The following is a 20,000-nucleotide window of genomic DNA, read 5'->3' as shown; positions in this document are numbered from 1 at the left end:
AACTCCTAATTTGACTGGCCGCACGCTAGGAAGTCGTGGTCACGATGACAACTGGGATTGGACAAGAGCGCGCGTGTTTCCTAAGTTTAACGCATGAGTTCGGATGTCGCTCGCCTTATCGCTTATTATAAATCGCCTTTGGGGCGGCTTTCGCGCGCACTCGTGCGCGAGCATGTTGTGGCTTTGGCTGGCGACGTGAAGGGGAAACGCGTGTTGGGGCTTGGCTTTGCCACACCCTATATGCGCTTTGCTCTCGAGCCTGCCGAGCGGGTTCTGGCCTTTATGCCGGCGCGGCAGGGTGCTTCATCCTGGCCGCGCGAAGGCCCATCTCGCACGGTGTTGTGCGATCCGCTCGAAATGCCGCTGAACGATGCTGCCATTGATTTGACCATTGGCATTCACGCCCTTGAGCATGTGGCGGACGCTGAAGAATTGATGCGCGAGCTGTGGCGGATCACAGCGCCGAACGGGCATCTCATTTTGGTCGTGCCAAGGCGACGGGGCATGTGGGCGCAAAGGGACAACACGCCCTTTGGTCAGGGAAATCCGTATTCGGGTGGGCAGATTGAAAAGCTGCTGCGTGACCATAGCTTTGTGCCAGTGGCCTGGCGGGATGCGCTGTTCGTTCCCCCGATTAATTCTAAGCTGATGATGCGCTCAACGCGTTTTTGGGAAGGGGCGGGGCGCGTCGTCGGTTCGGCCATGAGTGGGGTGATTTGCGTGCGGGCGCGTAAGGAGGCTTTTCCAGCTGTGCCGCGCCGCATCAAAGAAACGCGCTATGTGCGCGTGCCTAACTTAAAGACGGCAACCGCACGCTCGGGATGATTGCAGGATTGTGCCACAGAGGCTTTGCCTTTGGCTCTGTGTTTGCATATGGTCCGCGCGGCTTTCCTGCCTAATCAGATGACCAATATGTCCGAAAATAAGCGCCCGACGCCGCAAGCCGGCATTCTCGACATTGCCCCCTATTTGCCCGGCAAGTCCGGTGCGCCGGGGAGCCATGCGATCAAGCTTTCTGCCAATGAATCCCCGCTCGGCGCCAGCCCAAAGGCTATCGAAGCCTTTGCCGCTATGGCCGACAAGCTGGCGATTTATCCTGAAGGCTCGTCCAAGATTTTGCGCGAGGCGATTGGTGAAGTGCATGGCATCGACCCAGAGGCAATTGTCTGCGGCAATGGCTCGGACGATATTTTGCACCTGTTGGCGCAGATCTACCTTGGCGAGGGCGATGAAGCGGTGATGAACCGCTATGGTTTTTCGGTCTATCCGATCATCACCAAGGCGACCGGCGCGCAGATCGTAATGGTCGAGGAAACCGATTATACGGCTGACGTCGATCTAATCCTTGCCGCAGTGACAGAGCGCACAAAGGTGATTTGGCTCGCCAATCCGAACAACCCGACCGGCACCTATCTCACCGACGCTGAAGTGCGCCGCCTGCATGCGGGTCTGCGTCCCGACATTTTGCTCGTTATCGACAGTGCTTACGCCGAGTATGCGACGGCCGCCGACTATTCGGTTGGGATCGAGCTGGTGCGTGAATTCGACAATGTCGTGATGGTGCGCACCTTCTCGAAAATGGGGCTGGCTGCGGCGCGTATTGGCTGGATGGTTGGTCCTGACCATGTCATCGACGCCATGCACCGCGTTCGTGGTCCGTTTAACGTCAATCTGCCCGCGCAAATGGCCGGGGCCGCAGCGATGCGCGACGTTGCGTTTACCGCCCAGCTCAATGCGCACAATGCCAAGTGGCGCGACTGGTTGACCGCTGAACTGAGCGGCAATTCCATGCGCGTGTTGCCAAGCCAGGCCAATTTCATTCTGGTGCTGTTCGATACCAAGGAAGAGGCCGCGGCGGCGTTTGAGACGCTGCTGGCTGCAGGCTATGTCGTGCGTGAAGTGGGCAAATCCTACGATATTTGGAACGGCATCCGCATTTCTATCGGCTCGGAAGAGGCGATGCGCGCGGTAGCGCAGGTGCTTAAAGAGTTTAAGGGGGCGTAATGGCGGCGCAGTTTAAAAAGCTCGCGTTGATCGGCATTGGCTTGATCGGCTCTTCCATCGCGCTGGCGGCCCGCCGTCATGGCCTGGTCGATACCATTGCGATTGCAACCCGCAAGCAAGAGACGCTGGATGAGGCCAAGGCGCTGAACCTTGGCGATATCTATACGCTCGACAGCGCCGAGGCCGTGAAGGGCGCAGACCTCGTTATTTTGTGCGCGCCGGTTGGCACCTATGCCAAGCTGGCCGAAACTATTGCGCCACACCTAGAGCCGGGCGCGATTATTTCGGACGTTGGTTCGGTCAAAGAGCACGTTCTCAATGCGGTGGGACCATACCTGCCCGACACAGTGCATTTTATTCCGGGACATCCGCTTGCGGGTACTGAACACTCGGGGCCATCGGCTGGCTTTGCGGAGCTCTTTGTTGGCCGTTGGTGCGTGTTGACGCCGGGCGAGGAAGTGCCACAGGCAGAAGTCGACAAGCTCATCGGTTTTTGGCAGGGCATGGGTTCCAATGTGGAATGCATGGACGCGGCTCACCACGACATGGTGCTGGCGATTACCAGCCATATTCCGCATTTGATCGCTTACAATATTGTGGGCACGGTGGCCGACCTTGAGGCCTCCACCAAGTCCGAGGTGATCAAGTTCTCTGCGTCGGGTTTTCGCGATTTTACCCGTATCGCGGCGTCTGATCCGGTGATGTGGCGCGATATTTTCCTGACCAACCGTGACGCGGTTTTGGAAATGCTCGGGCGTTTTTCAGAAGATTTGTCGGCGCTTCAGCGTGCCGTTCGCACCGGCGATGGGGCCTCACTGGAAGCGCTCTTTACCCGCACGCGGGCCATTCGCCGGTCGATCATCAATGCGGGCCAGGAAACGGCCGCTGCCGATTTTGGGCGCGCCCATGAGGCCGCGCCCAAAACCGACGATAAGGCTTAAAACAGCGGCGGGATGGCGGCGACAGGCACAAGCCCTGCCGACATGCCGCCATTGGCAAAGGTTAGAACATTGGTGTGTCGGCCGTTTTCGCCCGGCACACCCAGAACCAAAGTGCGAACAGGTTCTTCCAGCATCACGCCCAAGCGCTGCGCCACACCTTCAGAATCAATGGTGATCGAGCCTGTTGGATAGCCTGCAGTGTCCAGCGTCAGCTCGCCCGTGGCGTTGAGGTCGCCCTGTGGATCGCTGGCGCGAAGGCCAACGAGCTTAAGCGTGCCGCCAGCCTGCTGCCAATCGGGCAGGAAGGGGACGGCGCCGAGATTGCGCAGATCATCGGGCAGGGCCGAGAGTTCGGCTTCCAATTCGGCATTGGTCTGGGTGACGTTAAAGCCGGGGGCTTCAATATCGGCAAAGCGCAGATAGGTGGCGACCGAGGCGCGCTTGGTTTCGGTGTTGTGCGCTTCGGGAATATCGAGAAGATGCAGCTCGGCTTTGGAGCTGGTGGCTATGGTGCGATCGCCAAAGAGCTGATCGGCCCAAACGAGATCGTCGGCTATCAGCGAAATGCGGCCAATTCGCCAATCCTTGAGGCGAATGCTGGCCTCAAGGCCTGACCAAGCAAGGCTCTGCTCAGAGCCAGTAAAGGCATCGGAAATTGTGGCCGGGCCAAGCGCTGAGACGCGGGCATTGGTTGGGCTATAGACAAAGGCTGTGGCGCGGACGGCCGGAATTTTGGTCAACACGTCGCCGGTGACGACACTGGCATTGCGGCAATCAATGGCAAAGCTGGACGGGAAACCCGTGATGTCGAGCGATTCGCACACCAGCTGCGGCGCGGTCTCGCCATCATTATAGGCGAGCAGGCCGATCTGCTCGCGCAGTTGGCCCGAAATGTAGAACCAGACGCCGGTCCAAGCCAGCAGGACGAGCAGGACAACGCTGCCGAGAATGATGATTCGCTTCTTCATATCTTCTTCTTATCTGGCGCTGACGGCGCTTGCATCACTGTGATGCTTGCACTGCATTTGTGTCGCTGGCGGGTCTGGATTACCATGATGGTCAGTTCAAGCATGGTAGTTCGACTGAATGCAAACACGATGGGTCTTTGGCTATGGTTCGCTGATTTGGAACCCTGGTTTTTCTTTCGTGTCGTCGCAGCTGGGCATGCTTCGCGGAGCGCATCGCTCGCTCTCTATCATCTCGCATCATCATCGCGGAACGCCGGATGTGCCCGGACTTGTGTTTGGGCTGGCGCGGGGTGGGTCCTGCCGGGGCATGGCCTTTGAGGTCAGTGAGGCGGTATGGGATGAGGTGCGGGCCTATCTTGATGCGCGGGAGCTCGTCACCTCGGTTTATCGGGACGTATGGCGGCCAGTGACGCTGGCTGATGGGCGGCGGGTGAGCGCTTTAGCCTATGTGGTGGATGAGGCGCATGAGCAGTTTGCGGGCAGCTTGCCGGTTGCGGAGCAATTGGCGATCATCCGCGCGGGTGTCGGAATTTCGGGCCGCAATGTGGACTATGTGATCAACACCGCCAATATGCTGAGCCAGCTGGGGATACGCGATAAGCGTTTGGCGGACATTGTTCGCCAGCTGCAAGAGGCCAATAGCGCTGCGGCGTAAGCTAGGCGGCGTGTTGGTGGGCAGGCCCCGGCGTGCCGACAAGATCCCACACCACGGCTTGCGCATTGTCTGGGCAATCCATGGAAAAGGCGTCGGTAGCGTTTTCGAGTGCCTGACGGAATTTGGCGCGGCTTGAGGTATCGACGATCAAATCATCGGCCGTTCCAGCCCAAGCAATGACCGAGCCTTCGGCTAGAACATAGAGCGCGGCGGTATTGAGGCTGAAGCTTGAGAGATTTTCGGGAACGAGGCCATAGTCTCGGCCGGACCGGCCAAGCCAATGTGTGACGGTCGCTTTGTCTTGCTCGTTCCTATCAACACACGCCATTTCGCGAACCCATACAAACTCACGGAACAAAAGTAGAACAAATTTGACGCAAAGTCAAAGCATGTTCTGCGATGTGTCTACCTATATGGTCCGCTTCCGGATTGAAATCAAGATGTAGTGTTTTTTGCGTTGTAGAGTGCTGCTAATCGTTGTTTGAGCTGACCATCGAGGGGACGGTTGAGCCCTTCAGCTTCCGCTTCGAGGATCAAACGATTGGTTTCTGCCTCAATGGCAGAGCGCAGGCGCTCCATGAACACATCGGGACTGAGGCCGGGCTCAATCGGCGCGAGAAAACGGGCTTTGGCCGTACCGGGCCAGATGAGGAGGCTATTGCGGCCCCAATAGAGGCCGGAATTGAGGGCGACGGGCACGACGGGGACATTGAGCTGGGTGTACATGCGCACGATGCCTTGCCGGTAGTCCGGCGGGGCGAGGGGCGCTTTGCGCGTGCCTTCGGGGTAGATGACGATCTGGCAGCCGCGCTCGATGGCTGCGCGCGAATCTTGCAGCATGAGGGGAATGGATTCGGCGCCGCGCTGACGGTCGACCTCGATGCAGTCGATGGAGCGTGCGGCCCAGCCGAAGAAGGGGATCCGCATCAGCTCTTTTTTGGCGATGAAGGCCGGCCGCGTGATGTGGGGGAATAGCCCGAAAATATCCCAATCGGATTGGTGCTTGGAGGCGATGATGCAGCCGCCGGGGGGGATGTTTTCAGCGCCCTCAACCTCGGTTTTAACGCCGACGATGGTGCGCAGATAAACGAGGTTGGACGCGCACCAGAAACGGGCAATGGCAGTGCCGGCGCGCGTGCGCCCGGCGATGACTGCAATGGTGCCCAAGATCAGCGCCAGAACTACGGTTTGACCCAAAAACACCACATAAAACAGGGCGGTTCGGAGGGCCTGGATCGCGGTTCTGATCGACATGTGGGTTGCCTTGTCAACGGCTGGTGCTGCCTCGTCATAGCGTGACGGGCAGCACTTGGCGAGGCATTTGGATTAGGACGCTTCGCTCAGATAGCGACGAACGGTGATGCGCGAGGTGATGGCTGTGAGGACGGCAATGACCGGTACCACGGCAATGACCCAGCCAATGCCATCAAGGCCGAGGATGAATTGGCCAAACAGAGCATCCATCTGCGCTGTCGCTTCGGAAGGCAGAACCGAGCTGGCGGCTGTGCCCACGAGGAGGAAGAAGACGATCGCGAGAAGCGCGCCCAAGAGGCCGCCTTGCAGGCCAATGGAGAGGAAGCGTCCCTGGAACTCGCCAGCGATGAAGCGATTCGATGCGCCGATAAAATGCAGCACGTCGACGATTTCGCGGTTTGTCGCCATGGCGCCGCGGGTGGCAAAGACAATGGCTAGAACCGTCGCAACGCCAATGAGGCCAAGCACCAGAAGGCCTGAGAACACAACCGTTCCGGCCATGGTGTTGAGCTGTTGACGCCAAGCGGCGTGGGTATCGAGGCTTGCGCCATTGATGGCTTGCAGATTGCGCGAAAGCTGTTCGACGTCGGCCAAGTTTGGATCAGAGAGCTGAACCACCACGAGACGCGGGATGGCGATGGTCGACAGGTCGAGCCCTGCGCCCAGCCAAGGGGTGAGGAGGGCCTCGCTCTCGGCAAGGGTCAGCGCGCGGGCATTGGCAACGCCGGGGGTGGATTGGGCCAGCGACACGGCGGTGCGCAGATTGCTGTCCATCACCTCGCCCTCAACCGGGCGGATCTGGATGGTCAGTTCGCGGCCAACATCGGCGGACCAGGCAATGGCCGATTTTTGCACCAGCACGACGCCACCCAGGGTCACGGCCGAAAGGAAGGCCATGATGGTGATGAGCAGAAGGAGGGTGCGCCCAGCGACGGATTTTTCCGGCACGATTGGAGCGGCACCGGTGCGGCGCGGAACGAAGCGCAGAAGTTGCTTAACCATGGATGGCCAGCTCCCCCTTGTTGAGAACCATGCGCGGATAGGAGAAGCGATCGAGCAGGGGCAATTCGTGGGTGGCCAGAATAATGGTCATGCCCAGGGTGCGATTGAGCTCGGCGAACAGGTGTACGAGGCGGCTCGAGAGTTCGGGATCGACGTTACCGGTCGGCTCGTCTGCCAGAAGAATTTTGGGGCGGGCGATCACGGCGCGGGCAATGGCGGCGCGTTGCTTTTCGCCGCCTGAAAGAAGCGTGGGGTGCGCGTGCATGCGCTCGCCCAGACCAACCCATTCGAGCAGCTCGGTCACATTGGGGCGGTATTCGCTTTCGGGCTGGCCGAGAACGCGCAGCGGCAGGGCCACGTTTTCGAACGTGGTCAAATGATCGAGCAGGCGGAACTCTTGAAACACGATGCCGATATGGCGGCGCATTTGCAAAAGACTATCCTGATCGAGATTGCCCACGTCTTCGCCAAACATGGTGACTTTGCCGCGCGACGGCTTCAGCGACAGCAGCAAGAGGCGCAAGAGGCTGGTCTTGCCAGAGCCCGAAGGGCCCGTGAGAAAGTGAAACGAGCCTGGCTCGATGGAGAACGACAGGTCTTTCAGGATCTCCGGGCCATGGCCGTAGCGCAGACCCACATCGGAAAACTCGATCAAGAACGGATGCTCCCCAGCTGGTCCGGTGGTGCCAAAAAGGCGAATCAGCCTTTCGGCCATCATAGCAGCGTCGTGTAGCCGACGCGGTGTTAGGCAAGTGTTTCGACGGGGGAAACGGCACAATTGTGGTGATGACGTCGCTTTAGCGAGGTTTGAGGAGTTTTAACAAGTGGGCATTAGGGTCAATGCGACTCCATGTGAAAGCCACTCGGCGCGATGATTATTTCTTGTCCGCATTGCCAGACCAAATACCAGGTGGCGTTTGACGCCATAGGGTCGGCTGGCCGTAAGGTAAAGTGTGCCCATTGTCGGCAAGCTTGGGATCAAGTGCCAGTCAATGAAGCCCCTGCAATTCCTGAGGGAATCAAGCTCACTGATCTGGCTGAAGACCTGTTCGATGAGGCCATGGCCGAGGCGGCCAAAATGCGCAGCAGGCGAAAGACCACCGCATTGGTTGAGGCGATTGCCGAGCCCGTTGCTCCTGTTATGCCCGACGAATCTGTCGGTGAGACGACTGTAGACCTGACTATGCCCCCGCCAAATGCCGCCGAATTAAAACAACGACAGGCGGAATTTTCTCGCCGCCAAAGTGCTTTAAGTTCTCGCCTGCCGCTTGCCCGCGTGCGCCGTGGTGCGCGCATGACGAGTGTTCTGCTGCTCTGTGCCGTGCTGTGCACGGGCTATTTTGCGCGCGTGCAATTGGTTGAACGGTACCCGGAACTGGCTGGCCTTTATTCCAGCATCGGGCTGGGCGTGAACACTGTTGGTTTGGAATTTACCAAGTTGCAGACGCTGCGGAGCCTTTCGCAGGGTAAGGACGTTCTCTCAGTCTCGGCGCAAATTGTAGGAATTGGCCGAAAACCTGTCCCGGTGCCTCCGGTGGTGGTCAGTCTCTTGGATAGCAGTGGACGCGCTATCTATGAGTGGAGTGTCAATCCGCGCGTGCCCGACCTTATGGCTGGTGAAACAGCGACGTTTGATACGCGACTAACGCTGCCACCCGCTGATGCGCAACGCGTGCGCTTGAGCTTTGCCTCCACAGGGAGCGCTGTCCGTCCGGGGACAGACCAGACATCACAGGCGGCCGTGCCGCAAGTGGTTCAACCTATTGCTCATGCCGGCATTTCGGCAACGAGGTAAAGAACAGCATGGCACGCATTCTTGTTGCAGAGGACGATCCATCGGTCCGCGCCTTCGTCGAAGCTGCTCTGAAAATGAGAGGCCACGAGGTTGTGGCTGAGGAAGATGGTGAGCTGGCGGCGGAAACGCTGGACGCCGAAAATGGCGCGTTCGACCTGCTGCTGTCAGATATCAAGATGCCGGTGTTGGACGGCATTGCCTTGGCGCAGCGCGCAGGGGCGAGCTATCCTGAGCTGACGATTTTGTTGATGACAGGATTTGCAGATCAGCGCGAGCGCAGCCGTGGGCTTGAGGCGCTGATCTACGATGTGATTCCAAAGCCGTTTACGCTCGTCGACCTTTTGGCGAAGGTTGATGATGCCTTGGCGGGTGTTCCCGTTGAGGTCATGTCGCTGGGCCAAAGGGCCCAAGCGATCTAACTCCCAAACTGATTACAGCCAGTCTGGCACGCTATCGAGCGCGAGCAGCTCATCAATGCTCTTGCGTGGACGGATGACGTGCCAGCGGCTGCCATCAACCAGGACCTCGGGCACAAGCGGGCGCGAGTTATAGGTTGAGGCCATAACAGCGCCATAAGCTCCCGCACTCATCACGGCCAAAAGGTCGCCTTCGACGACGCCCGGAATGGTGCGGTTGGTCGCGAGGTAATCGCCGGTTTCGCACACGGGGCCAACGATGTCGCCCGTGATTGGGGCGAGGTTGGAGTGGTTGACCGGGACGATGTCGTGGTGGGCTTCATAAAGCGTGGGGCGGATGAGGTCGTTCATCGCCGCATCGACAATGACGAAGTCCTTTTCGCCGCGCTTCACATATTCCACCTTGGTGACCAGAATACCGGCATTGCCGACGAGCAGACGGCCCGGCTCAATAACGAGGGAGCAGCCGAGCTGGCCGACCTTGTCTCGTACGACAGCGGCGTAAGCATCTGGATGAGGCGGCAGTTCGCCATCGGCCGAATAGGGGATGCCGAGGCCGCCACCGACGTCGACATGCTCAATGGTGTGACCGTCTTCGCGCAAAGCTTTGACCAGCTCAGCCATGAGGCCAAAGGCATTGCCGAAGGGTTCTAGGTCGGTGATCTGGCTGCCAATGTGCATGTCGACGCCAACAGCCTGAACATTGGATAGCGCAGCGATGCGGTTATACACTTCACGAGCGCGCTTGTAGGGAATGCCGAATTTGTTTTCGGACTTACCGGTCGAGATTTTGGCGTGGGTGCGGGCATCAACGTCTGGGTTGACGCGCACGGAAACGCGAGCGGTGAGGCCAAGATCAGAGGCGACCATGGACAGGCGCTCAAGCTCGGGCTCGCTCTCTACGTTGAAGCACTTGATGCCCGCTTCTAGGCCGCGACGCATATCCGCAATGGTTTTGGCGACGCCAGAAAAGACGATCTTGTTGGCCGGGATGCCAGCGGCGAGCGCGCGTTCCAGTTCGCCAAGCGAGACAACGTCGGCGCCACAGCCTTCGGCGGCCATGAGCTTGAGAACGGCCTGATTGGAATTGGCCTTCATGGCATAGGCCAGGGTCGTGGGAATGCCTTCAAACGCCTTCTGAACCACAGCGACGTGGCGGCGCAGAGTGGCGCTGGAATAAACGTAGAAGGGAGTGCCGACCTCCGCCGCGAGTTCGTTGAGATTGACGTCCTCGGCAAAGAGGGTGTCGTTGCGGTGATGGAAGTGGTGGACCACGATAGTTCCCCAAAGGCGGTAGTTTGGAAAACCTCTACGGCAAGCTCGCAGAAAACGGAAGCGGCCGTGTGCTCTAGCGCTCGTAAACCGCCTCAATCCGCTCAGCGACCATGTGTTGCAGCCGCCACATATGGGGATCGTGAATGCCCATGTCTTCGAGATGGCTGACGGTGGAATAGAGGTAGTCTGCCATTGAGCCGCGGGTGCCTGTGGCGGTGGCCAGCATGTCGGCGATTTGCTCTTCGCTCAGGCCCGCAACATAGCGCCCCGAATGGCGATCAATGCAAAACGTTAGGGCGCGCACAGTGCGGTCGCCGGATTTGACCTTGACCCAGCGCGGTGGAAAAGAGCTCGGGAGCCAGCTCATCTCCCGCTCCAGCAGCTTTTGGACGTTCTCGTCTCGCGTGTCGGGGGGCAGGCGATAGAGCGCGCCATTGCAGGCGCCGCCGCGATCGAGCGCCAGCATCAGGCCGGGATTTTCCGGGCTGCCGCGAAAGCCAGTGTTCCAGCCCAAGCAGAAGCGACGGTGCCAACCATGCAGTCGACCAGTTCGCACCTCGACATAGTCGCAAGCCGGTCGCCAGATGAGAGACCCATAGGCAAAGACCCAGGTTTCCTCGTGGTGGTCCGCTTCGGAGAACAGATGGGCGATGGCGGCATCATAATCGGCCTGCGTGGCTTCGCGCATACCTACCGGAGGCTTGGGTAGGGCGACATCAATGGTCGTGGGCTGGAGATGGGCCACGTGACGCGGGGTCAGGCGCATCTGTCGGGTACGAGAGAGCATGTTACGCGACCGTATAAGCTTTTGGATATGCTCAAGCTATGGTTCTGGCCTCGATTTGCAAGACCGCTGGCGTGAACAGTCTGTCATCAAAAAATAAAGCCCTCCAGAGGAGGGCTTTTTTGTTTTGGCTTATTCGATGCCGCCGTCGCCGTGGCCAGACTTTTTGGCTTTTAGCGCACGCGGTTCGTGGGTCTCCCCGGTGAGCAAGGATTTCCAACGCGCGGCCTGTGCCACGACATTGCTCGGGGCGGTGCCGCCGTAAGATTTGCGGGCGGCAACAGAGGCTTCCACAGTGATGACCTTATGGATGCGGCTGTCGATACGCTCGTCGACCGCCTTAAAGTCTTCGATGGTCAGACCTTCGAGATCGCAGCCCTTTTTCTCTGCCGCCGAAACAATAGCGCCGGTGATGTGGTGGGCATCGCGGAACGGAATGTTCAGCTCTTTCACCAGCCAATCGGCAACGTCGGTGGCGGTCGAGAAGCCAGCCGAAGCCGAGGCATGCATCTTGTCGCGGTTTGGCTGCATGTCGCCAACCATGCCGGTCATGGCAGCAAGGGAGAGCGAGAGCGCGTCGAGCGCGTCAAACGCCACTTCCTTGTCTTCCTGCATGTCCTTGGAATAGGCCAAAGGCAGCCCCTTCATGACGACGAGCAGGGAATTGAGCGAGCCCATAATGCGACCGATCTTGGCGCGAACCAATTCGGCAGCATCGGGATTGCGCTTCTGCGGCATGATGGACGAGCCGGTGGTGAACTTGTCCGAGAGCTTTACGAAGCTGAACTGGGCCGAAGACCAGATGACCATTTCCTCAGCGAAACGCGACAGGTGCATGGCGCAGATGGCCGCTGCTGCAAGGGTTTCGAGGATGAAATCGCGGTCAGACACAGCGTCGAGCGAATTGGCGGTTGGGCGATCAAAGCCGAGCGCCGAAGCGGTCATTTCGCGGTTGATCGGATAAGGCGTGCCAGCGAGGGCTGCCGAACCCAATGGGTTTTCATTGAGACGCTTGCGCGCGTCTTCCAGGCGACCTGCGTCGCGGCCGAGCATTTCGACATAAGCGAGCAGATGGTGGCCAAAGGTCACCGGCTGGGCATTTTGCAGATGGGTGAAGCCCGGTAGAATGGTTTCGGCTTCGTCTTCGGCGCGCAGCACCAAAGCGAACTGGAGCTTTTTAATCTGGGCGACCAGGTGGTCGATGTAATCGCGCACATAGAGCTTGAAGTCGGTCGCGACCTGATCATTGCGCGAGCGGGCAGTGTGCAAACGGCCTGCAGCATCGCCGATCTTCTCACGCAAACGTGACTCTACGTTCATGTGGATGTCTTCGAGCGCACGGGAGAATTTGAACTCGCCGCTCTCGATTTCGCCCAAAACTTCGTCGAGTCCGGTCAAAATGGCGTCGCGATCTTCGCGCGTCAAAATGCCCGTGGCTTCCAACATTGTCGCGTGTGCCTTAGAACCGGCAATATCTTGACGGAAGAGGCGCTGATCAAAGCCGATCGAGGCGTTGATCTCTTCCATAATCGCATCGGGCGCCTCGGCAAACCGACCGCCCCACATCTTATTGCTCGAAGACTTGTCCGGAGACACCATGGCCAATATCCGCTCAGATCGATCCTCAACCGCGATGCGCTGGATCATGCCAGCTGCGGCGGGACTTGTGGTGGTTGGTGGGTCTATAGCGGCATGGCTGATGCTCGGCAATGCCGGGGAAGCGAATGAATGTCCAGTTCAGGCCGCTGCAGCACAGATTATTGATGGCGCGGCGGTGGGTGAATTGGCCGCTTTGAACGGCACCGGCGAAGGTCGCGGCTATGCCGATATGGCCTTTAAGGACATTGACGGCACGGATATGAGCATTGCCTCGTTCAATGGAAAGTCGCTGCTGGTCAATTTCTGGGCGAGTTGGTGTGTGCCGTGCCGCGAGGAAATGCCGGCGCTCGACGCGATTGCGACCGAGTTCAATTCCGACAGCTTTATGGTTTTGCCGATCAATCTCGATATTGGTTCGGACGGTTTGGGTAAGGCGCAGCAGTTTTTGGATGAAGGGCAGTTCCAGAACTTGCCGCTTTATGCCGACAACACGTTTGCAGCGTTCGAGCGGTTGAAGCGTCAGGCGGTGGCGATTGGCCTGCCAGCGACGCTCTTGCTCGACCCAGAAGGGTGCGAGCTGGCCGTGTTGCAGGGCCCTGCCGAGTGGCAGACCGAAGATGGCAAGAATGTTGTGAAGGCGCTTTTGAGCCTGCGCAGCTGATTTAGGCGATCTTGTCGACCGAGATGCCTTGACCGGGCGGTGGCGCATTGAGCGCCACCTGCATCAGCATCTCGAGCGTTTCCGTCTGCATGTCATGAGCTTTTTTCACCAGCGCGACGCTGATTTGTTGCTGCATGTGCTGCTGACGCATGCCTAGGGCTGTCGATGCCAGTTCGGCGCTCATCCTGAGACCTCTTGTATGGTGGGCCAAAGCTAGGCCCTAGTGCTTAAAACAAGCTTACCGTCCACCGAACAAAGGCACGTCACGTCGTTTGAAAATTGGCGTTAATGCCATGCCCGCGACGAAGCCGCCCAAATGCGCCCACCATGCCACTGCGTCGGGCGAGCCGAGAATGGCGTAAAACAACTGCATGGCGATCCAGAACCCGAGCATCCAGAAGGCCGGAACTGGCACGGGAATGGGGATGACGATTTTGGCGAGCACAAAGACGCGGGCGTGCGGATACAAGAGGATATAGGCGCCCATCACCCCGGCCACAGCACCAGAGGCGCCGATCAATGGCCCATTGCCATCGAGGTTGAAGGCGAGGTGGAAGAGGGCGGCGAGGATGGCGCAGGCCCCATAAAACAGAAAATAGCGCACGTGCCCAAAGGCGTCTTCGACATTGTCGCCGAACACCCAGAGGAAGAGCATGTTGCTCAACAGATGCAGCCAATCGGCGTGTAAAAACGCGTAGGTGAAGAGCGTCGCCCAATCGGGCAGCCACGGCACAGGCTGGGGATAGAGATCGCGCACCACAATCGGGATCATGCCGAAATTGATGGTGGCTTGATCGAAATCGGCTGGCGGCAAAATCGCCTGAAAGCAGAAGACGAGGATGGTGAACGCCATCAGCCCATAGGTCACATAGGGGAAACGAACGTGACGGATGGCGTTTCTATCATGCAAAGGAACGAACAGAGCCGGTCTCCAAAAAAGATCGGCTGTGCCTGTCAGCCTTTTGAGATGTCACCATAATTGCCCGGAACCCACAAGACATCCTTTGCGCCATTGCCATTGGTGGTGCGCGAGAGGACGAACATAAGGTCCGAGAGGCGATTAAGATAACGCAGGGTTTCGGCGCTGGTTTCCGGTTCGACTTCAAGAAGTTCGGCAACCAGCCGTTCGGCACGACGCGCGACGGTGCGGATCACGTGGAGCAGGGCCGCCAGAGGCGAGCCGCCGGGCAGGATAAAGCTCGTCAGCGGGGCGAGATCGGCATTGTAGAGATCGATCTGCTCTTCGAGATAGGCGGTCTGTACCGGGCGAATGCGCAGGCTTGGATAGGGATCTTCCGGGCTATCGGCGCCGGGTGTCGCAAGATCGCAGCCGAGATCGAAGAGATCGTTCTGAATGCGGCCGAGCACGGCATCAATGGCCGGAAAATCTGCGGTGTGAAGACGCGCCTGACCGATGAAGGCATTGGTTTCGTCGACCGTGCCGAAGGCGTCGATGCACAGATCGTGCTTGGGGCGACGGGGACCGCGCACCAGACCCGTGGTGCCGTTGTCACCGGTCTTGGTGTAGATGGCGTTGAGCTTGACCATGGATCAGCGGCTGCCGCCGAAGAGGGCCAAGGCAATGAGCAGCAGCAGCAGGGCGACGCCCTGACCGATGACGCGCAAGCGCATGAGCTTCTGGCTGGTGTTGCCGGAGCCGCCCTTGAGCATGTTCCACAGGCCCATGCCCAGAACGATGACCACGAACAGCATGACGAGGCCGATGGCGATATTGAGAAGGGTTTCCATTTGGACCTAACCGATCGATGGGGTCTTGGGTTCGCCTCTTATATAGGCGGTTATCCCATTGGCGAGTGCGTCATAAATGGCACGGATTCGGGGTGAGGTGAACAAGTGCTCGTGGGTGGTGAGCCAGAAAGGCAAAGGCGGGGCTTTGATGTCGATGGGGAGGACAACAAGTCCTGATGTCGTTTGGGCAAGAACTTTCTGCCCAAACCCTATGCCGAGTCCGGCTTTGATCGCTTCCCAGAGATAGGCCTGATCGGCCGAACGAATAGCAAAATTGTCGTCGGTGAGAGTGTAGCCGAGCGTTTTGGCGTGGTCGATCAAGGCGGTGGAGCCAGAAAATCCGATGAGATCATGCTGAAAAAGCTCGTCCAGCGTTCGGGGCGTGCCGCGGCGCGCCAAATAAGTCTCATGAGCGAGGGCGACAATATCCGTGGAGCCCAAGTGACGGCTGATCAACTCCAGCTGGGTCGGACGAAACATGCGCAGGGCGATGTCGGCGTCATTGAGCAGCAGGTTTTCACTGGTGTCCGAGGGAATGATCTCCAGGGCAATATTGGGATAGGCGAGGCGGATCGGCGCTAAAATGGCCGGCAGGACGTGGTGAGAAATGATGAGGCTGGCGGTAATGCGGACGGTGCCTAAGAGCGTGTCCTGCGCCCCTGTGGCGCGGATGTTGGCCTCAGCGATTGCCGCTTGCGCGGTGCGAATGGGCTCGTATAGCCGGAGGGCGGTGGCGTTGGGTTTGAGGCCCGACAGGGTGCGATCAAAGAGTTTGAGCGCGAGCGCTAACTCAAGCGCCTCAATATGGCGACCAATGGTGGGCTGGCTGATCGACAGCGCCCGAGCGGCGCCAGAGAGCGAGCCGTGCTCGACCACGGCGGCAAAACTGCGCCAAAAATTCCAATCGGGCTCTCTATTCATTTTTGAATATTAATCGTCCAGTTTTGGCGGATTTCTATTCAGAACTGTATCGGCCATTCCTCAATCGAACAAGATTGAGGACGGCGGCGATGGACGAGCGGTTTACACAGCGATGGCAGCGGGTCGAGGGGGCGGTGCTGTTTGCCGTGGCGCTCGGTGTTATGCTGAGCGGGGATTATGGCTTGCCAGTTTGGGCGGCAATTGTGGTGTTCTTTGCGCCCGATCTGAGCTTTTTGGGCTATGTCTTGGGCCCGCGCATGGGGGCGTGGATCTATAATAGCGTCCACAATTATGGATTGGGCGCGGGTGTCTTCGCTCTTGGCGCGATGCTGTCCGCCCCGTTTCTTTGCGCAATTGGGCTGCTGCTGCTCGCTCACACGGGATTTGACCGCATGTTGGGCTATGGCCTCAAGTCGCGACTGGCTTTTGGGGTGACGCACCTTGGCCGGATTGGACGGGACAAGCTCAGCGTTCAGGCAGACCAATCAACCGACGCACATCGTTTGGGGTGAGCCCCTCAGCCCGCAAATCGCGCAGGCTTTTGGAATTGCGCGATTTGGAGAGCTTTGCTCCCGTCTCGTCCTTGAGCAGGCGGTGGAAGTGATAGATCGGGCTCTTAAGGCCCAATATGGCTTGCAAGAGAACGTGAATATCGGTTGCCGCCTCGAGATCGCGGCCACGGGTGACATGGGTAACACCCTCTGCGGCGTCGTCGACAACAACAGAGAGGTGGTAGCTCGTGGGCGTGTCTTTGCGTTGCAGCACCACATCGCCCCAACGTTCGGGCCGGGCGTAGCGCACTTGCGGCCGGTCGAGCACAGTGGGGCCGACGACGGTATAGGTCAGCATGCCAACGCGGTCGCGTGTCGCTTCGGTATCGAGGCGGAACTGAACGGCGTCGCCCCGCTCCAAGCGCTCGATGCGCTCGGCATTGGAGAGGTGGCGGCAGGTGCCGGGATAGATTGGCGCACCGTCTGGATCGGTTTCGGTGGCGTGTTCGGCGCTTTCAGCGCGGGTGCAAAAGCACGGGTAGATCAGCGCTTGGTCGCGCAAAACATTGGCCGCATCGGCATAAAGCTCGAGCCGTTCGGACTGGATCAGCACCGGTTGAGGCCAGCACAAGCCCAGCCAAGCTAGGTCTTCAAAGATCGCTTGGGTAAATTCGGGTTTACAGCGGTTGAGGTCGATGTCTTCGATGCGCAGATGAGCAGTGCCGCCCAGCTTTTCGGCCGCCTCCCAAGTGAGGAAGGCGGAGAGGGCGTGGCCCAGATGGAGATAGCCATTGGGGCTGGGAGCGAAGCGAAGGATCGGCTGAGACATGGCGCAGAGACTTACCAAAGATTTGGCCCTTGCAACACCGCGCATTGATCACCCCGAGGGACTGGCCTGGCATGTGGACCAGCTCGTGGGGTTTTGGCCCCAGCTGGCACCAATGCGGGCGGTGGCGGGCGTTGTTGAGCCGCGGGTCAATCCCAAGGGCTTTGCCGGGCTCGGGAAGGTTGTCTGTGGGCAACAGGTTTCAGTGCAAAGCGCAGCAGCAATATGGGCGCGGTATTCGGCGCTTCCGGGCGCACTTGAGCCCGATGGCTATCTTGGCGTGTCTGAGGACGACATTCGCGGGGCCGGGTTCTCGCGCAGCAAATATGCGACCATGCGCGGCGTCGCCGAAGCGATTAGCGCGGGTGAGATCGATTTGGCGGCGGTGGAGGTTTTGCCTGCTGAAGAGGCGGTGGCCAGACTGGTGCAGTTGAAGGGGATCGGCCCCTGGACGGCCGAGGTGTATCTGCTGTTCTGCGCCGGGCATCCGGATATTTTTCCAGCCGGGGATTTGGCCTTGCTCAAGGCCGCCCATTCCGGGCTTGGTCTTGACGCTCGCCCGACGATCAAAGAAATGATTGGCATTGCCCAGGACTGGTCGCCGCACCGATCCGCCGCGGCTATTTTATTTTGGCGTTATTTTGCCGCCATGAAGAATCGAGAAGGAAGCCTGCTGTGACCAAACTCTCTGGCCCGATGGTGGCTCCGGCAAATGGCCAAGCACCCGATAGTGCAGTGATTTTGCTCCATGGTTATGGCAGCGACGGCAATGATCTGATTGGTCTGGCGAGCCATTGGCAGCATCTGCTGCCCGGTGCGCTGTTTATCTCGCCGAACGCGCCGCAACCGGTTGGTCAATTCAGCGCTGGTTTTCAGTGGTTCCCTATTGATTGGGACCCGAGCGCGGACCGCCTTGCTAATCGCCAGACGGGCGTGGTGACGGCCCGTCCGGTTTTGGAAGAGTTTCTCAACGATCTGTGGAGCCAGACTGGGATTTTGCCCGAGCGCACAATTTTGGGGGGCTTTAGCCAAGGCGCGATGATGGCGCTGCACACGGGATTGGCCCTGCCTAAGTCCCAGCAGCTGATGGGGGTAATCGGAGTCTCCGGCGCTTTCCTGCCGCCAGAACAGTTTGGCTCGGACGCGCTGGCCAAGCCGCCGGTATGCCTCGTGCATGGCGATATGGATGAGGTTGTCGACCCCAATCACAGCGCCGACGCTGACCGCATTCTGCGCGATGAAAAATTTGACGTGCACTATCACGTGAGCCGTGGCGTCGGTCATGGAATTGCACCCGATGGTCTTGATTTCATGACGAATTTTATTTCGGCAGTCAGCCAAAAATAAATCCGGCATCTGCTTCACACAGGCGACACAAACGGCGTAGTATTACTGCGCTATGGCCTTACACGATTCCCGTTTCGGGAGACTCAAGTGACTATCCATGTGTCGCCTGAGACTTGTCCCGCACTGGTACTGAACGCCGACTACCGGCCGCTCAGTTACTACCCACTGTCTTTATGGTCGTGGCAGGATGCGATTAAGGCGGTGTATCTGGATCGGGTCAACATCGTGTCGCACTACGACACGGTGATCCATTCTCCCAGTTTCGATATGCGTCTGCCCAGTGTTGTGGCGCTGAAAGACTATGTGCAGCCGGTGCGTTTCCCGGCTTTCACGCGCTTTAATGTGTTCCTGCGCGACCGCTTCCAATGCCAGTATTGCGGCAATCCGCACGATCTGACCTTCGACCACGTTATTCCGCGCTCTAAGGGCGGGCTGACGACTTGGGAGAATGTGGTGGCGGCGTGCGCGCCGTGCAATCTGCGCAAAGCCAACCGCCTGCCGAGTGAGATCAAGATGTTTCCTCGGCAGACGCCTTTTGCGCCAAGTGTGCATGACCTGCACAATAATGGGCGGTCTTTCCCGCCCAATCATCTGCATAAGAGCTGGCTCGATTATCTCTATTGGGACATCGAGCTTGAGCCCTAGGCTTTAGCGCTGACGCGATGTGCGCAGGATGGACAGGGTCAGCAGGCCCGCGATTGCCAGAGAGATGATGGCGTTATAGCCAGCCATGGAAATGCCCAGGAAGCGGAACTGCACCACGTCGCAGCCGATAACCGGCTTCAGGTCATTGAGCGAATCGAGCGAGAGGCTTTCGCCAAGGCCAGAGCATGTGGTCGGGCCGGGCCAGAAGCCCCATTCGACGCCAGAGTGGAACGCGCCAAGATAAGCGCCATAGGCAAACAGCGCCGCAACAATCGCCATGCCGGCGATTTTGACCTGCTTGGGTAGGCGGCCCCAAAGCACCAGAATCAGGGCCAAGAGGGGGAGGCCCCAATAATAGGGCATGCGCTGTTGCAGGCAGAGGTCGCAGGGCTGGAGACCGCCGATGTATTGGGAGCCGAGGGCTCCCAGAATGGTGGCGAGGCCTAGGATAAAGGCGATCCCGGCGGCAATTCGTTCGAACGGACGAGCCATTTAGTTTTCTCTGCTGACGCGATTAGGTGGCAGGCGCATAGCCCGTATTCATGTCAAAACCCAGACAAAGCGCAAGTTTGTTGTGTGTGCCTTATTTCGCCACAAGCATAGGGCAATGTCGCGCGCGAAATTGTGATCGCAGCGGACGAAAGTTGATGCGATTGGCCTTAAGCTG

26 protein-coding genes are annotated in these 20,000 nt (G+C 58.9%); 11 read left to right on the top strand and 15 right to left on the bottom strand.

Features of this window, described 5'->3' with window-relative positions:
• Positions 1-93 precede the first annotated feature (93 nt).
• The 3 genes from HKD40_RS09685 to HKD40_RS09675 all read left to right on the top strand — a co-directional run bounded on the left by HKD40_RS09685 (position 94) and on the right by HKD40_RS09675 (position 2,945).
• Positions 94-825, top strand: coding sequence for a methyltransferase domain-containing protein (locus tag HKD40_RS09685; protein ID WP_169195537.1), 732 nt, complete (start codon positions 94-96; stop codon positions 823-825).
• An 87-nt stretch (positions 826-912) separates the two neighbouring features.
• Positions 913-2,004: a histidinol-phosphate transaminase gene (gene hisC, locus HKD40_RS09680; protein ID WP_169195536.1), complete on the top strand. Its 1,092-nt coding sequence runs from the start codon at positions 913-915 to the stop codon at positions 2,002-2,004.
• Positions 2,004-2,945 (top strand): prephenate/arogenate dehydrogenase family protein, encoded by a 942-nt coding sequence (locus tag HKD40_RS09675; protein WP_169195535.1) that lies wholly within the window; start codon positions 2,004-2,006, stop codon positions 2,943-2,945. The genes hisC and HKD40_RS09675 overlap by 1 nt, the downstream gene beginning before the upstream one ends.
• Here the strand turns inward: HKD40_RS09675 and HKD40_RS09670 are convergent.
• Positions 2,942-3,913 (bottom strand): DUF2125 domain-containing protein, encoded by a 972-nt coding sequence (locus HKD40_RS09670; RefSeq protein ID WP_169195534.1) that lies wholly within the window; start codon positions 3,911-3,913, stop codon positions 2,942-2,944. The two genes, HKD40_RS09675 and HKD40_RS09670, sit on opposite strands and share 4 nt — an antisense overlap.
• A 118-nt stretch (positions 3,914-4,031) precedes the next feature.
• On the opposite strand from HKD40_RS09670, the gene HKD40_RS09665 reads away from it, so the two are divergent.
• A complete protein-coding gene (locus tag HKD40_RS09665; protein ID WP_169195533.1) occupies positions 4,032-4,568 on the top strand; it encodes a gamma-glutamylcyclotransferase in 537 nt (178 codons plus the stop codon).
• A gap of 1 nt (position 4,569) precedes the next feature.
• Here the strand turns inward: HKD40_RS09665 and HKD40_RS09660 are convergent, their stop codons facing one another.
• From HKD40_RS09660 to ftsE, 4 genes are all read right to left on the bottom strand, one after another.
• Positions 4,570-4,896 (bottom strand): hypothetical protein, encoded by a 327-nt coding sequence (locus HKD40_RS09660; protein WP_169195532.1) that lies wholly within the window; start codon positions 4,894-4,896, stop codon positions 4,570-4,572.
• A 107-nt stretch (positions 4,897-5,003) separates the two neighbouring features.
• The gene (locus HKD40_RS09655; RefSeq protein ID WP_169195531.1) at positions 5,004-5,822 is read right to left on the bottom strand and encodes a 1-acyl-sn-glycerol-3-phosphate acyltransferase; all 819 of its coding nucleotides are present in this window, start codon (positions 5,820-5,822) and stop codon (positions 5,004-5,006) included.
• 72 nt (positions 5,823-5,894) lie between these two features.
• Positions 5,895-6,824 (bottom strand): ABC transporter permease, encoded by a 930-nt coding sequence (locus HKD40_RS09650; RefSeq protein WP_169195530.1) that lies wholly within the window; start codon positions 6,822-6,824, stop codon positions 5,895-5,897.
• Positions 6,817-7,479 (bottom strand): cell division ATP-binding protein FtsE, encoded by a 663-nt coding sequence (ftsE, locus tag HKD40_RS09645; RefSeq protein ID WP_169195529.1) that lies wholly within the window; start codon positions 7,477-7,479, stop codon positions 6,817-6,819. The genes HKD40_RS09650 and ftsE overlap by 8 nt, the downstream gene beginning before the upstream one ends.
• A gap of 327 nt (positions 7,480-7,806) precedes the next feature.
• On the opposite strand from ftsE, the gene HKD40_RS18185 reads away from it, so the two are divergent.
• A complete protein-coding gene (locus HKD40_RS18185; protein ID WP_169195458.1) occupies positions 7,807-8,619 on the top strand; it encodes a DUF3426 domain-containing protein in 813 nt (270 codons plus the stop codon).
• A gap of 8 nt (positions 8,620-8,627) precedes the next feature.
• Entirely contained in the window at positions 8,628-9,038 is a 411-nt protein-coding gene (locus tag HKD40_RS09630) for a response regulator (protein ID WP_169195528.1), read from the top strand.
• Between the two features lie 12 nt (positions 9,039-9,050).
• Here the strand turns inward: HKD40_RS09630 and lysA are convergent, their stop codons facing one another.
• The 3 genes from lysA to argH all read right to left on the bottom strand — a co-directional run bounded on the left by lysA (position 9,051) and on the right by argH (position 12,693).
• A complete protein-coding gene (gene lysA, locus HKD40_RS09625) occupies positions 9,051-10,310 on the bottom strand; it encodes a diaminopimelate decarboxylase (protein WP_169195527.1) in 1,260 nt (419 codons plus the stop codon).
• Between the two features lie 73 nt (positions 10,311-10,383).
• Positions 10,384-11,097: a gamma-glutamylcyclotransferase gene (locus HKD40_RS09620; protein WP_169195526.1), complete on the bottom strand. Its 714-nt coding sequence runs from the start codon at positions 11,095-11,097 to the stop codon at positions 10,384-10,386.
• Positions 11,098-11,226: 129 nt separating this feature from the next.
• Positions 11,227-12,693: an argininosuccinate lyase gene (gene argH / locus HKD40_RS09615; RefSeq protein WP_211198468.1), complete on the bottom strand. Its 1,467-nt coding sequence runs from the start codon at positions 12,691-12,693 to the stop codon at positions 11,227-11,229.
• Here argH and HKD40_RS09610 point away from each other — a divergent pair.
• Complete coding sequence (locus HKD40_RS09610) at positions 12,692-13,354, top strand: TlpA disulfide reductase family protein (protein ID WP_248305995.1); 663 nt, start codon at positions 12,692-12,694, stop codon at positions 13,352-13,354. The genes argH and HKD40_RS09610 overlap by 2 nt on opposite strands.
• Before the next feature lies 1 nt (position 13,355).
• Here the strand turns inward: HKD40_RS09610 and HKD40_RS09605 are convergent, their stop codons facing one another.
• Genes HKD40_RS09605 through HKD40_RS09585 form a run of 5 tightly spaced genes read right to left on the bottom strand, consistent with a single transcriptional unit; the run spans position 13,356 to position 16,024 of the window.
• Entirely contained in the window at positions 13,356-13,538 is a 183-nt protein-coding gene (locus tag HKD40_RS09605) for a putative motility protein (RefSeq protein ID WP_169195525.1), read from the bottom strand.
• A gap of 54 nt (positions 13,539-13,592) precedes the next feature.
• Positions 13,593-14,264 carry a rhomboid family intramembrane serine protease gene (locus HKD40_RS09600; RefSeq protein WP_169195524.1) on the bottom strand — a complete coding sequence of 224 codons (672 nt, stop codon included), beginning with the start codon at positions 14,262-14,264 and terminating at the stop codon, positions 13,593-13,595.
• A 44-nt stretch (positions 14,265-14,308) separates the two neighbouring features.
• A complete protein-coding gene (locus tag HKD40_RS09595; RefSeq protein WP_169195523.1) occupies positions 14,309-14,902 on the bottom strand; it encodes a cob(I)yrinic acid a,c-diamide adenosyltransferase in 594 nt (197 codons plus the stop codon).
• Positions 14,903-14,905: 3 nt separating this feature from the next.
• Positions 14,906-15,103, bottom strand: coding sequence for a twin transmembrane helix small protein (locus HKD40_RS09590; protein WP_169195522.1), 198 nt, complete (start codon positions 15,101-15,103; stop codon positions 14,906-14,908).
• A 6-nt stretch (positions 15,104-15,109) separates the two neighbouring features.
• The gene (locus HKD40_RS09585) at positions 15,110-16,024 is read right to left on the bottom strand and encodes a LysR family transcriptional regulator (protein WP_169195521.1); all 915 of its coding nucleotides are present in this window, start codon (positions 16,022-16,024) and stop codon (positions 15,110-15,112) included.
• A gap of 89 nt (positions 16,025-16,113) precedes the next feature.
• Between HKD40_RS09585 and HKD40_RS09580 the strand changes: the two genes are divergently transcribed.
• Positions 16,114-16,536, top strand: a complete 423-nt coding sequence (locus HKD40_RS09580) for a DUF4260 domain-containing protein (RefSeq protein ID WP_169195520.1) — start codon at positions 16,114-16,116, stop codon at positions 16,534-16,536.
• Here the strand turns inward: HKD40_RS09580 and gluQRS are convergent.
• Complete coding sequence (gene gluQRS, locus HKD40_RS09575; RefSeq protein WP_169195519.1) at positions 16,490-17,344, bottom strand: tRNA glutamyl-Q(34) synthetase GluQRS; 855 nt, start codon at positions 17,342-17,344, stop codon at positions 16,490-16,492. The two genes, HKD40_RS09580 and gluQRS, sit on opposite strands and share 47 nt — an antisense overlap.
• On the opposite strand from gluQRS, the gene HKD40_RS09570 reads away from it, so the two are divergent.
• The 3 genes from HKD40_RS09570 (at position 17,343) to HKD40_RS09560 (ending at position 19,333) form a co-directional block, all read left to right on the top strand.
• Entirely contained in the window at positions 17,343-18,020 is a 678-nt protein-coding gene (locus HKD40_RS09570) for a DNA-3-methyladenine glycosylase 2 family protein (protein ID WP_169195518.1), read from the top strand. The genes gluQRS and HKD40_RS09570 overlap by 2 nt on opposite strands.
• Positions 18,017-18,688, top strand: coding sequence for a prolyl oligopeptidase family serine peptidase (locus tag HKD40_RS09565; protein WP_169195517.1), 672 nt, complete (start codon positions 18,017-18,019; stop codon positions 18,686-18,688). The genes HKD40_RS09570 and HKD40_RS09565 overlap by 4 nt, the downstream gene beginning before the upstream one ends.
• 87 nt (positions 18,689-18,775) lie before the next feature.
• The gene (locus HKD40_RS09560; RefSeq protein WP_169195516.1) at positions 18,776-19,333 is read left to right on the top strand and encodes an HNH endonuclease; all 558 of its coding nucleotides are present in this window, start codon (positions 18,776-18,778) and stop codon (positions 19,331-19,333) included.
• 3 nt (positions 19,334-19,336) lie between these two features.
• On the opposite strand, the gene HKD40_RS09555 is transcribed toward HKD40_RS09560, so the two are convergent.
• Entirely contained in the window at positions 19,337-19,825 is a 489-nt protein-coding gene (locus tag HKD40_RS09555; protein WP_169195515.1) for a disulfide bond formation protein B, read from the bottom strand.
• Between the last annotated feature and the right edge of the window lie 175 nt (positions 19,826-20,000).

This window comes from Devosia sp. MC1541, from assembly GCF_012847305.1.
Lineage (GTDB): Bacteria > Pseudomonadota > Alphaproteobacteria > Rhizobiales > Devosiaceae > Devosia.
Note: the sequence above shows the minus strand (reverse complement) of the source record. Positions and strands in the feature narration are given on the sequence as shown.

Excerpts from the sequence above, each read along its gene's own strand:
- HKD40_RS09685 (WP_169195537.1), top strand. The coding sequence starts at position 94 with ATGAGTTCGGATGTCGCTCGCCTTATCGCTTATTATAAATCGCCTTTG.
- hisC (WP_169195536.1), top strand. The coding sequence starts at position 913 with ATGTCCGAAAATAAGCGCCCGACGCCGCAAGCCGGCATTCTCGACATT.
- HKD40_RS09675 (WP_169195535.1), top strand. The coding sequence starts at position 2,004 with ATGGCGGCGCAGTTTAAAAAGCTCGCGTTGATCGGCATTGGCTTGATC.
- HKD40_RS09670 (WP_169195534.1), bottom strand. The coding sequence starts at position 3,913 with ATGAAGAAGCGAATCATCATTCTCGGCAGCGTTGTCCTGCTCGTCCTG.
- HKD40_RS09665 (WP_169195533.1), top strand. The coding sequence starts at position 4,032 with ATGCAAACACGATGGGTCTTTGGCTATGGTTCGCTGATTTGGAACCCT.
- HKD40_RS09660 (WP_169195532.1), bottom strand. The coding sequence starts at position 4,896 with ATGGCGTGTGTTGATAGGAACGAGCAAGACAAAGCGACCGTCACACAT.
- HKD40_RS09655 (WP_169195531.1), bottom strand. The coding sequence starts at position 5,822 with ATGTCGATCAGAACCGCGATCCAGGCCCTCCGAACCGCCCTGTTTTAT.
- HKD40_RS09650 (WP_169195530.1), bottom strand. The coding sequence starts at position 6,824 with ATGGTTAAGCAACTTCTGCGCTTCGTTCCGCGCCGCACCGGTGCCGCT.
- HKD40_RS09630 (WP_169195528.1), top strand. The coding sequence starts at position 8,628 with ATGGCACGCATTCTTGTTGCAGAGGACGATCCATCGGTCCGCGCCTTC.
- HKD40_RS09620 (WP_169195526.1), bottom strand. The coding sequence starts at position 11,097 with ATGCTCTCTCGTACCCGACAGATGCGCCTGACCCCGCGTCACGTGGCC.
- HKD40_RS09610 (WP_248305995.1), top strand. The coding sequence starts at position 12,692 with ATGGCCAATATCCGCTCAGATCGATCCTCAACCGCGATGCGCTGGATC.
- argH (WP_211198468.1), bottom strand. The coding sequence starts at position 12,693 with ATGGTGTCTCCGGACAAGTCTTCGAGCAATAAGATGTGGGGCGGTCGG.
- HKD40_RS09605 (WP_169195525.1), bottom strand. The coding sequence starts at position 13,538 with ATGAGCGCCGAACTGGCATCGACAGCCCTAGGCATGCGTCAGCAGCAC.
- HKD40_RS09595 (WP_169195523.1), bottom strand. The coding sequence starts at position 14,902 with ATGGTCAAGCTCAACGCCATCTACACCAAGACCGGTGACAACGGCACC.
- HKD40_RS09590 (WP_169195522.1), bottom strand. The coding sequence starts at position 15,103 with ATGGAAACCCTTCTCAATATCGCCATCGGCCTCGTCATGCTGTTCGTG.
- HKD40_RS09585 (WP_169195521.1), bottom strand. The coding sequence starts at position 16,024 with ATGAATAGAGAGCCCGATTGGAATTTTTGGCGCAGTTTTGCCGCCGTG.
- HKD40_RS09580 (WP_169195520.1), top strand. The coding sequence starts at position 16,114 with ATGGACGAGCGGTTTACACAGCGATGGCAGCGGGTCGAGGGGGCGGTG.
- HKD40_RS09570 (WP_169195518.1), top strand. The coding sequence starts at position 17,343 with ATGGCGCAGAGACTTACCAAAGATTTGGCCCTTGCAACACCGCGCATT.
- gluQRS (WP_169195519.1), bottom strand. The coding sequence starts at position 17,344 with ATGTCTCAGCCGATCCTTCGCTTCGCTCCCAGCCCCAATGGCTATCTC.
- HKD40_RS09555 (WP_169195515.1), bottom strand. The coding sequence starts at position 19,825 with ATGGCTCGTCCGTTCGAACGAATTGCCGCCGGGATCGCCTTTATCCTA.